The sequence below is a fragment of the Desulfovibrio porci genome, assembly GCF_009696265.1.
GTDB classification, from domain to species: Bacteria; Desulfobacterota; Desulfovibrionia; order Desulfovibrionales; family Desulfovibrionaceae; genus Desulfovibrio; species Desulfovibrio porci.
The window spans coordinates 1-11,165 of the sequence record NZ_VUMH01000006.1; the positions used below are offsets into that span (position 1 = coordinate 1).

Consider the following 11,165-nt stretch of genomic DNA (forward strand, 5'->3'; position numbering starts at 1 on the left):
GCGCGAAGGGCCTTTCCTTTTGTATGAAATGCCGGCCCGCGTCAGACCTCCGGATGCCGACAGCCGTTGCGTGGATTCTCCACGATGCCCCCCCATACTGCCTTCAGACGCCGCTTCCCGCGCCGCATTACGCCCAGAACAAGCCTGTCCGCATCCTCCCGATAGCCCTCATTCCGCTCCGGTCACTGCCTGCGACTGCGGCGTGCGGCCCATCTGCAAACGGCTGTGCCGCCAAGAGCTGAAGGAACGGCATGCGGGAAAGCCGCTGTCCTCATCCGGAGCGTCCTTATACGCTGACGGCCGAAGCAAAACGGGCCGCCGCCAAAGATTCTTCGAAAGCCCCCTGGATCATCTCCGTCCAGGGGGGTTCTCTTTTAGATAGCGTCTACACGAGATTTATGTTATGAGAAGCGCATCAATTCTACAAGGATGTGCTTATGACGAATCCTCAACGCCGCCATGACATCTCAGATGCAGCATGGGCCTTATTGGAGCCGCATCTGCCTGGGCAAAGTGGACAATGGGGAGGCATCGCAAAGGATAATCGCCTCTTTATCAATGCCGTATTCTGGATATTGCGTGCTGGCGCGCCGTGGCGAGATTTGCCGCCGGAATATGGTAAATGGGGAACCGTTCACCAACGCTTTATTCGTTGGCGAGACAAGCGAATATGGGAAAAACTCCTTGAAGTGTTGATTGATGATCCGGATTTTGAATGGTTGATGATTGATGCCAGCCATTGCAAAGTCCACCCCCACGCGGCGGGAGCCAAGGGGGGCAACCAAGGTATGGGCCGCACAAAAGGGGGCTCAACAGCAAAATACACCTGGCCGTGGATGCGCATGGTATGCCGGTCAGAGTTGCTGTTACAGCGGGTACCACAGCGGATTGCACACAAGCCATAGCCTTGATTGACGGCATTGCCGCTCAATTCTTGTTAGCGGATCGTGGATATGACAGTAATGAGATTATAGATAAAGCCATTGAGATTGGTTGCGAAATTGTCATTCCGCCCCAAAAGAATCACAAGACACAGCGTTAATACGACAAGACGCTCTATCGTGTACGGCACTTGGTGGAAAATGCTTTTCTCCACCTCAAACGCTGGCGCGGCATTGCCACCCGGTACGCAAAGATACTCACTTCGTTTAAGGCTGCCGTACAGATCCGCTGTATAGCGATATGGTTAAAGGTTTTAACTTGAACTCGTGTAGACACCATCTAGGGAATATTGAATGCGCGTCAGCCGTTGGTCTAGGTCTTCGGATGACGACAGCCTTTGCGTAACTCCTCCACGATGCACTCATACTGCCTTCAGGCCAGCTTCCCGCCCGCAAACGCTTGAAGCCTCCGCAGGGCCGCGGCGCTTAACGCCTGGGCCAATATCATATGCATCCCGATAGCCCTTATCCCGCCTTGATCTTCCGCTCTTTTTGAAAACACCCCTGTGCTGAACTGTCCCTCGCTTCTCGTTTTGCGCTTTGAGTAATCTGCGACTTCCCGCTTCGTAACGCGCACTTCTTTGGGCAAGGACGTTTCTGCCTTCCCGAATTGTTTTTGCAGCTCAGGCCTCTCGTATAGATGGAATAGCCCTGATTCCGATCAATTGGCTAGGATGAGCAACACTATGAAATTATTAAAACTTGTTATTTCGTGATGAAATATCGTTTGTGTATGTATCTCTCAAGCATTTTTTTATTTTTTTTGCTCATAATCGTGTATATCAGGGGAAATTGGCGGCTGACGCTGTAGACAGCTGTCCGGTGATCGGATAAATCTCTATAGTAGAGAGAGTGAGAATCATAGCTCCGGACGAGTGAAATCCGAAGGATGGAGGGCTGCTTATGGTGCGCATGGGGTGTCGCATCGGCTTGATCATCGCGGTATTATTTATTTTTTTTAGCAAACCCGCCGGGGCGGCGGTAAATTCGTCCTCCACGGTACAGCAATTCAGCGGCCGTTCTTTTGTGGGTGTTCGTCTGTCCAGTCTGCATCTCGAAAATACGACTATACGTAATATGGTGCTTGAAGATGTGATTGCCGACGGAGCTTATTTCCATAATATCGTTTTTGACAATTGCCGCTTTTCGCGGGTGGACCTGCGCCGTTCTTTTTTTGAAGACGTGGTATTCAGGAACTGCATTCTTGAATCGGGAAAAGCCGCTGACGGCACGTTGCGGCTGACCAATTTTGAAGGCTCGTCCGTGAATAATGTGCTTTTTGAGCAAAGCCGGCTGTACAAGGTTCGTCTGGCTGAACTTCGGGGTTCGGGCGGCAGCGTGTCTTTTAAAAAAATAACCGATCTTGTGCCCGAGGAGGGTTGTGAACTTTTATTGTCCGGCTTGGAACTGCGGGTCAGCGTGGAGGATTCCCTGATCAGCGGCGGCAAAATCAAAGTGCAGATGGGGGAGAAAAATAAAAGCTTCCTGCTGGCGCGCAACAGTATCTTCAGCGGCTTCTCAGGCTACTGTGACGCCATCTTCATGCAGGACTGCACCATTGCCGATTCGCATCTGGGGGCCGCCGAGATCGTGGTGCGTGATTCCAGCCTGTCCGGCACGGAAGTGCTTTGTACGGACACGGGCTACCTGGCTTACAATCACTATCCCGCCGACAGCCGGGGAAGCTGCAATGCCGTGCGCGCTCTGGGCAGGGGCAAGCTGTATATCCTGCACCGGGATCCGGCTCCGGCGCATCTGTCCATGGGCGGCGGCAACCTTGAGGCCCGGAACATCACCCTAGCCGCGCCCATGCTGGGCAGCAAAACCGGCGAGGTCACCCGCCGTCTGGACCTGCGCAACGTGATTTTCAAGGGCGGCAGTTGGCGCTATTTGCGCCTGCTGAGCGGACAGTGGGAAAATGTGGTGATTGAGCCGCCGGTCATCGTCGATGAGAGCCGTCTTGAAAATGTCGCGGCCTATAACCTGCAATTTCCGCTGGGGGAACCCTGGAGCGGGATTGAAGAGTCCGAGGCATCACTGTATTTTGGCCTGATGCGGCGTCCCGTCCCCTTCTCCTGGGAAGAGGTGCATGTGCCCGCGCCCGAGGATTGGGGCATTGTCTGGCGCAAGACGGGCGGACATTGATGCGTCACGGAAATTGTCATATAACTGTCACAAATTCCTTCTTGCCTGTTGCTTCCTGTGCTGTATGATGGAACTGCGGAGCATGGAGGGAGCGCACTGGGGGCGTGCCCGGCCGCATTCATTCAACGCTCACTGAGGAGAGTTTATGCCGGAGGACGCCGTTGCAACCGGGTCCGTTGAGGCTGACCAGGATCAGGCGGATTGTTGTGTCGCGGCTGTTGAAGACCTGAACTGCCCCGACCTGTACCTGAACCGCGAGCTGAGCTGGCTGAAATTCAATGCCAGAGTTCTTGAACAGGCTCTGGACCAGCGCTTTCCCCTGTTGGAACAGTTGAAATTTCTGGCCATCTTCCACAACAATCTGGATGAATTCTTCATGGTCCGGGTGGCCGGCATCGTGCAGCAGCACAAAAACGGCCTTCCCTGCGGCACGCCGGACCAGATCCGACCGGCACGCCAGCTGGCGGAAATCCGCAAACAGGTTCTGGCCCTGCAGAGTACGGCCTACAAACACTGGAAAAATCTTTCGCGCCAACTGGCCCAAAAGGGCGTGCGCTTCCGGCGCTACAACCAGTTGACGGAAAAGCAGCACAAATTCCTGGACGACTTCTTTCACAGCGAAGTCTACCCGGTGCTCACGCCCCAGGCCATTGACCCGGCCCACCCCTTTCCCACCATTTCAAACCTGAGCATCAACTTCATCGTCCAGCTCCAGTGCCCGGACAATACCATTCGCTTCGCCCGGCTGCGCTGCCCCAGCAATGTATCGCGCTTCGTTTTCGTGCCGCGCACCAAGGCGGCCAAGGATTACGTCTGCCTCGGCCTGTCCAGCAATTTGCGCGACACGGACGTGATCCTGCTGGAAGATCTGATCCGCCAGTATCTGGAAACCCTGTTTTACGGCAACAAGATTCTGGCGTGCGGTCTGTTCCGGATAACCCGCAATACGGATCTGGAACTGGCCGAGGAAGAGGCCGACGACCTGCTGGAGGCCATCAAGGATCTGGTGGACCAGCGCCGTTTCGGCGACGTGGTGCGGCTGGAGTTTGCCAGCGGCGTCAACCGCATGCTGGTGGACTTTCTGGCGCGTCATCTGGAGGTGCGGCCTTTCCAGATTTACAAGATCCGGGGGCCGCTGGCCTTTTCCCAGATGTTGCCCTTTTATGACGTGGACAGGCCCGGCCTCAAGCTGCCGCCGCAACACCCTCGCCAGCCCGACATCTGCGGGGAGGAAAGCATGTTTCCGGCCATCCGCGTCAAGGACAAGCTGCTTTACCATCCCTACGACAGTTTCTGCGCCGTGCTGGAATTCATCCGCAAGGCCAGCGAAGACCCGGACGTGATGGCCATCAAGCAGACTCTCTACCGGGTGGGCGGCAATTCGCCCATCGTTGACGCGCTCATGGAGGCCCGGCGGCGCGGCAAGCAGGTCACGGCCGTGGTGGAACTGAAGGCGCGCTTTGACGAGGAACGCAACATCACTTGGGCCGAGGAACTGGAAGACGCGGGCGTCAATGTGGTTTACGGCCTCAAGGGTATGAAAATTCACGCCAAGCTCTGCCTGGTGGTGCGCCGGGAGGGGCACGGGCTGGCCTCCTACGCGCACATCGGCACGGGCAATTACAATCCCTCCACGGCCCGGATTTACACCGATATGGGCCTACTCACGGCCAATCCGCAGATCTGCGCGGACATAACGGATCTTTTCAACTATATGACCGGCTATGCCGTGCATGAGCATTATCAGCGCCTGCTGGTCTCGCCGGTGAATATGCGCCAGGGCCTGCTCTCGCGCATCAAGCGCGAAATCGCCCATCAGCGGGAGCACGCCAACGGCCGGATCATCATCAAATGCAATCATCTGGTGGATGAGAGCATGATCCGCGCGCTCTACCGCGCCTCACAGGCCGGAGTGCGGATTGAGCTGCAGGTGCGCGGCATCTGCTGCCTCAGGCCGGGCCTGCCGGGGGTGAGCGATAATATCGAGGTTACGTCCGTGGTGGGCCGCTTTCTCGAGCATCCGCGCATCTACTGGTTTTTCAACAACGGCGCGGAAGAGCTGTATATGGGCAGCGCCGACATGATGCCGCGCAACCTGAACCGCCGCGTGGAAGTGCTGACGCCTGTGCCGGACGATGATCTGCGCGATTACATTCGTCACACCATCCTGAAACTGCATCTGAAAGACAATATGCAATGCTACAAACTGCTTGAAAACGGCGAATACGTCCGCCTCAAGCCGGGGAAAAAAGATAAGCCCGTCAATTCACAGGCAGCCCTGATAGAACTGTACAGCGGCTCCCCGTTGCAATGTTAAACCAAAGGCCGCGCAGCATGAAAAAAGACAACGACGCAGACAAAACTACGGCCCCGGCGGCCAAATCCGCTCCGGCGGCCCCCAAAAAGCAGCCCTCCCGCGCCAAAGGAGCCGCCGCGCCCGAAACGTCCGTCGCGACGCCAACGACCGAAGCGGAAAAAGACGGGGATGCTGCCGGGACGCCACCGCCCGTGCCGGTGGAAATAGCCTATGAGCCCAGTCTGCCCGACGATCCGGTCTATACCGGGGCACTGGCGCACGGGCGTCAGGTCGAACGCCTCGCCGCGGCGTTGTTCCGTGAACTGGCTCCCCTGCACCGTTTGGACGGAGTGTGGGAGGCGCGCCTTTGTGCCGCCGCCCGCCTGCACGACATCGGCTGGGTGGAGGGCCGGAAAAAACACCACAAAACCAGTATGCGGCTTATTGAAACAGACCCGGCCCTGGTGCCGGACGAAGCGGAGCGCCCCCTGGTGGCCCTGCTGGCCCGCTACCACCGGCGCGCCTGGCCTTCGCGTCGGCACCGGCGCTTTGCCGCGCTGAGCAAAGAGGATCGAAAATGCGTGCTGCGCCTGGCCGCGCTGCTGCGTCTGGCCGACGCGCTGGACTACAGCCGCCAGGGCCTGGTGGAGAGTCTCAGCGCCCGCATCGGCAAAAAAAAGGTTGAGCTGTGCCTGCGGTCCAAGGCTCCCTGCCTGGAGGAAATGCGCCGGACCGGAGTTAAGGGCGATCTTTTTGAGGCCGAGTTCGGCAAAAAGCTGTGCTGCTCATGTCTGCCCCAGTGAAGTCCCCGGCGGACGGGGCTGCCGGCGTTCAGGAGGCCGGGAATGCCGGGCGGCCCGGCAAGGTCGTGGGCATCTTTGATCTGGGCAGCAATTCCGTACGTCTGATGCTGGTGCGCGTGGGGCCGGTCAATGCCTCCTGCACGGTGCTCAATCAGGTCAAGCACATGGTCCGTCTGGGCGAGGGCGTTTTTCTGCGCGGCCATCTGCACGAAGAGGCCATGCAGCGCACCATTCACGTGCTTCAGGGCATGGCGGGCATGTGCTCGGCCTACGGCGCCACGGATATCGTGGCCTGCGCCACGGCCGCCGTGCGCGACGCGGAGAACGCCGCGGCCTTCCTGAAGCGGGTGCGGGAGCATACGGACCTGGCTTTCACCGTGATTTCCGGGCGGGAAGAGGCGCGCCTGATCTATCTGGGCGTGGCCAGCGGTCTGGAATATAGCGAGGAATCCCGGCTGTTCATCGACATCGGCGGCGGCAGTACCGAGCTGATTGTGGGCAATTCCCATAATTTTTCCAATCTGGATTCGGTAAAAGTGGGCTGCGTGCGCCTGAGCAATCAGTTTTTCAGCGAAGACGACGGCCCGGTCTCCGCGTCGCGCTACCGCCAGTTGCAGGACGCCATCCGCAATCAATTGCTGCACGCGGTGAAGCGCATTGAGGGCTATGATCTGGCCGAAGCCGTGGGCAGTTCCGGCACCATCCAGAACCTGGCCGCCATGGCCGCGGCCGCTGACGGCAATGCGGCGGGCCTGGGCAAAAAAGCGCCGGAAGCGCGCTTTCTGGCTTACGACAGGCTGTTGCCCCTGGCGGACAGGATCCGGGCCTGTACGCTGGAGGAGCGCCGGGCCCTGCCGGGTATCAATCCCAGACGGGCCGACGTCATTGTGGCCGGAGCGGCCATTGTCCAGACCCTCATGGAAGAATTGGGCGTGGAGACCATCAGCGTCAGCAACCGCAGCCTGCAGAACGGCATTCTGCTGGACTATCTGATGCGGTCCAGGCCGGACGTTTTTCCCGAGGGCATTCCCACGCGGGAGCAGAGCGTGCTGCAACTGGGCCGCCTCTGCCGCTTTGAGGAGCGCCACTCCCGCCATGTGGCCGACCTGGCCCTGATGCTCTTTGACAGCGCCTCCCGCCTGGGCCTGCACAAGGGTGACAGCCGCCGGCGTGAGCTCCTGCGCTACGCGGGCCTGCTGCATGACGTGGGCATTTTCATTGCCTTTGAGAACCACCATGCCCACGGCCATTACCTGATCCGGAACAAGGAACTGCTGGGATTTACGGACGAGGAAATCGACGCGCTGGCGGCCACGGTGTTTTTTCACCGCAAGCAGGCCTCGCCCAAGTATGAAATCTTCGCGCGCCTGGCTTCCGCCTGGCAGGAGGCTGTGCGCGTGCTTTCCCTTTTTCTGACCCTGGCCGAACGCCTGGACAAGACCCATTGCCAATTGGTCCGCGCGGTGGAATTCCGGCGCAAGGGCAAGCGGCTGGAACTTCACGTCGAGACGGCGGCCGCCTGTCCCATGGAGCTGCGCGAAATGGAGCGCAGCCGGAAATTGCTGCGCAAGGTTTTGGGGGAGAAAGTGGATTTTTGTTTGGATCAGAGCAAGATTGCTTCAAAACTGCTCTGACGGCTGCGAATGCGGCCATCCGCCAAAGCAAGGCGCGCTTTGACTTCAGTCGAGTACCGTTGAGAGCGCACTCCTTTCGCAAAAAGCTTGCTTTCCGCGCTGCAAAGACAAAACCCCTCAATTGGGAAACAGCCCCTGGGGCGGAATATTGTTGAATCTTCTCCACTGGGGAAGCATGCGGTGTCGCTGGGCGGGAGGAAGCGATTTCAAGATATTTTCTAGACAATCGGCCTCCCCGCATCTACACTGTAAAGATGAAGCAAATTCAGCAAAATCTGGATCTCGCGCGCGGCGATCTGATGGATATGGAAAGCCTGCTGTGCAGCGGCCTGACCGCCTTTTTTTCGTTCAGCGGGCATGCCCTGTATTTTCCCACGCACAATGCGCCGGAAGCGCCGCAGCTTTTGCCGCGCGAGCGGCGTCTTCTGCTGCCGCTGGTCTGGCGGGAGAAGCCGCTGGGCGTGCTCATGCTCCACGGCGTGCGCGCGCGTGAAGTCCGGCCGCTGTTGCCCGCGCTGCCGGCCGTGGCCGCGCTCTGCCTGGAAAATCTGGCCCGCGTCAGGGCCGCGCGCACGGACGCGGGCACCGGCCTGGCCACGGAAGACGCCTTGTTCGCGCGCATGGAAGATGAGGCCGCGCGGGTACGCGCCCATCTGGACGATCCGGCCCGGCCCGACGGCAGGCCCGCGCCGCTGCACCGTTTGTGCATGGGGCTTGTGGTGCTGCGCTTGCGCAACGGCGAGGATCTGGCCCGCCAGGTCGGCTTTGCCTTTGGCGAGACATTTTTGCGCCGCGTGGCCGAGGCCTGCCGCGCCGCTCTGCCTTCGGACGTGCTGGCCGCCCGCGTGGGACGCCATGAGCTGGCCCTGCTGCTGTCCGCCAGCGGGCGCGGGGCCTGCCACAAGCTGGCCCGCGCGGCTCTGGGCCGCATGGAAACCGTGAGCCTGCCCGGCCCTCTGACCCGGCAGCCGATACGCCCTCTGCTCTGTGCCGGACACGCGCTCTATCCCCAGGACATGCAGGGGCCGGAACTGGTGCTGCCCATGTTCGAGCAGGCCCGTCTGCTCATGGCCCGGGCCCGTCTGGCCGCTGATGTGGCGGCACAGGGGCAGACCGGGGCGGGCGTGGGCGGCGAAAGCCGGATCATGCCCTTTGCCCGTATTCTTCAGGATGGCGGCGTGGTGCTGGAAAATCTGCCGCTGGGTCGCCTGCGCGTCAGCCTGGGCCGCCAGACCAAGGCCCGCGAGGGCCTGCGTTTCGCGGTCAGGGGAGCGGACGGCGCGGCCAGGGGCGAAATCGTGCTCCTGCAGGTGCGTGAACCGGATGCCGTGGCCGAAATCCTGCACCTGGAGGACGCGGCCCAGATCCCGGAGCCGGGCGACAGCCTGGCGCTGCTGGACGGCCTGCCCGTTCTGAGCCCTCCGGACATGGAAAGCGCGTTGGAAAACGCGGCGGACGCTTCCGCTCCGGGCGAACCGGATGCTTTGGAGCGACCGGGCGGCGCGCCGCAAACGGCGGCGGAGCCTGCCGCGCCGAAAGAATCCCCGGCACGGATGCCGTCCTCCGCCGCAACGGAAGAACGCGGCAACCGTGGGGAGCATGGCGGCCTGTACGGGCACGGCGACTTTTTAAACCTCTTCAACCGTGAGCGGGAACAATGCGCGCGTTTTACGCTGGCCATTGTGCGTCTGGTTCAAAGGAACGAGGCTGGCGGGAACGCCGCGCGCGAACCGGAACACGGCATGCGCAAGGCTCTGGAGCTCTGGCGGGCGCTGCTCGCTCCTGTCCGGGCCCAATCCGCGCCGCCGGAGGCCGGAGAGGTTGAGGCTTTCGGCGGACGCTACGGCAGCAACAGCCTGATTTTTTTCCATCCCGGCCGTGCCGCCGAGGACCTGCTGCCCGTGTATGCCCAGCTCTGCGCCGGATTGAAAAAGTACGGCCTGGAGGCCGCCGCCGGGCTGGCGGGTTATCCTTTCCTGCAGTTCCGCAAGGCGGAAATGCAGGACTGCGCTCTCAAGGCTCTGGAATACGCCCTGCTTCTGCCCGAACCCAAGGCGGGGGTCTGCAATTCCTTGGCGCTGAACATCAGCGCGGACCGGCGCTACAGCCTGGGCGACGTTTTCGGCGCGGTGGAGGAGTATAAACTGGCCTTGCTGGCGGATGAAGCCAACGTCATGGCCTGGAATTCTCTGGGCGTGTGCATGGCGGCCCTGGGCCGTCAGCACGAGGCGCGCCGTCATTTTCTGGAGGCCCTCAAGCAGAGCCCGGACGAGACGCGGGCCGCGCAGATCTGCTATAATCTGGGCACGGTCTGCCAGAATCTGGGCGAGCGGCGGGCCGCGGCCCGCTATTACCGCCAGTGCGTCAAAATCGCGCCGGACCATCTTTTTGCCCATATCCGCCTGGGACAGCTCTGCGAGCAGGGGGGCCGCCGCGGCGAGGCGCGGCGTTTCTATGAACGGGCCGCGGCCATTGAAGACGCCAGGCCGGGCGCGCCCAGCCTGGCCCGACGGCATCTGGCCCGTGTGGCCGCGCGCCAGCGGCGGGGCGGTGAGGCGCGGGAACTGCTGCACGAGGCTCTGCTGCGCAATCCCAATGACGCGGCGGCCATGCTGCTGCTGGCCAAAATCTACCTGGACGGCAATGAAGACCCGGCCATGGCCGAGCTGCTGGCCCGTAAAAGCGTGGGGCTGCACGACCGGCCCGAGGCCTGGCAGACTCTGGCCCGCGCCCTGCGCGCGCTGAACCGTGAAGAGGAGGCCCGCGTGGCCGACGCGCGCGCCCTGCTGGCCTGAGGCGATGCGCGGCTTACCGCGATATAAAGAGTTTAATTTTGTAAAATTACTGTATACAAAAATATTCTTTGTTAAAGATAATTTTTTGAAGGATAAATACGATAAAGAATATATTTTTATTATAAATTGAAAATTAAAAATATACTATGGCTATAAATCGTATCTTTGTTATCTTGTGTAAGCGGTAAGCATTATTATTGACTTTTAATTCTGTATCCCGTAGATAGAGATCGCGCGGGTAACAGAGGCCGTCTACAGTCTTTATTCCCGCCGCGCGAGTCGCCTCAGGGCTCGTCATGCATGTCTCCTTGGACGTTTTCCGTCCCGAAAAGAATTGTCAGCCGCCGGGCATGGTGGCGTGATCAACAGCGCGGCGCCCACGGGCACGGCACTCTGGTTGCGCTTTTTTGTTATGGGTCGGCTGTTTTTCTTTCTCGCCTGTCTCCCTTTTTGATTTTGTGCCCCAACCGGCAGTCTCCGCGTGCGTGTGGCGGCGCGCGCGGGCATGTATTCAGCTTTTCGCGGGAGGGCTGCCCGCGTTCACTATTTTG

Annotated in this window: 5 protein-coding genes and 1 pseudogene; all 6 read left to right on the forward strand. The window is 60.1% G+C overall.

Translation table 11 applies throughout. The features are described from left to right. The first annotated feature begins 437 nt into the window (after positions 1–437). A pseudogene (locus FYJ44_RS07155) lies at positions 438–1,204 on the forward strand (IS5 family transposase). 763 nt (positions 1,205–1,967) lie between these two features. After that, on the forward strand, positions 1,968–3,086 hold the full coding sequence (locus FYJ44_RS07160) for a pentapeptide repeat-containing protein (protein WP_288957191.1): 1,119 nt from the start codon (positions 1,968–1,970) through the stop codon (positions 3,084–3,086). 145 nt (positions 3,087–3,231) lie between these two features. Next, positions 3,232–5,403, forward strand: coding sequence for a polyphosphate kinase 1 (ppk1, locus tag FYJ44_RS07165; protein ID WP_154510676.1), 2,172 nt, complete (start codon positions 3,232–3,234; stop codon positions 5,401–5,403). A gap of 17 nt (positions 5,404–5,420) precedes the next feature. Then, positions 5,421–6,185 carry an HD domain-containing protein gene (locus FYJ44_RS07170; protein WP_154510678.1) on the forward strand — a complete coding sequence of 255 codons (765 nt, stop codon included), beginning with the start codon at positions 5,421–5,423 and terminating at the stop codon, positions 6,183–6,185. After that, a complete protein-coding gene (locus FYJ44_RS07175; RefSeq protein ID WP_154510681.1) occupies positions 6,170–7,819 on the forward strand; it encodes a Ppx/GppA phosphatase family protein in 1,650 nt (549 codons plus the stop codon). Before FYJ44_RS07170 ends, FYJ44_RS07175 begins: the two co-directional genes overlap by 16 nt. Positions 7,820–8,073: 254 nt before the next feature. Further along, entirely contained in the window at positions 8,074–10,614 is a 2,541-nt protein-coding gene (locus FYJ44_RS07180) for a tetratricopeptide repeat protein (RefSeq protein WP_154510683.1), read from the forward strand. Positions 10,615–11,165: the final 551 nt, after the last annotated feature.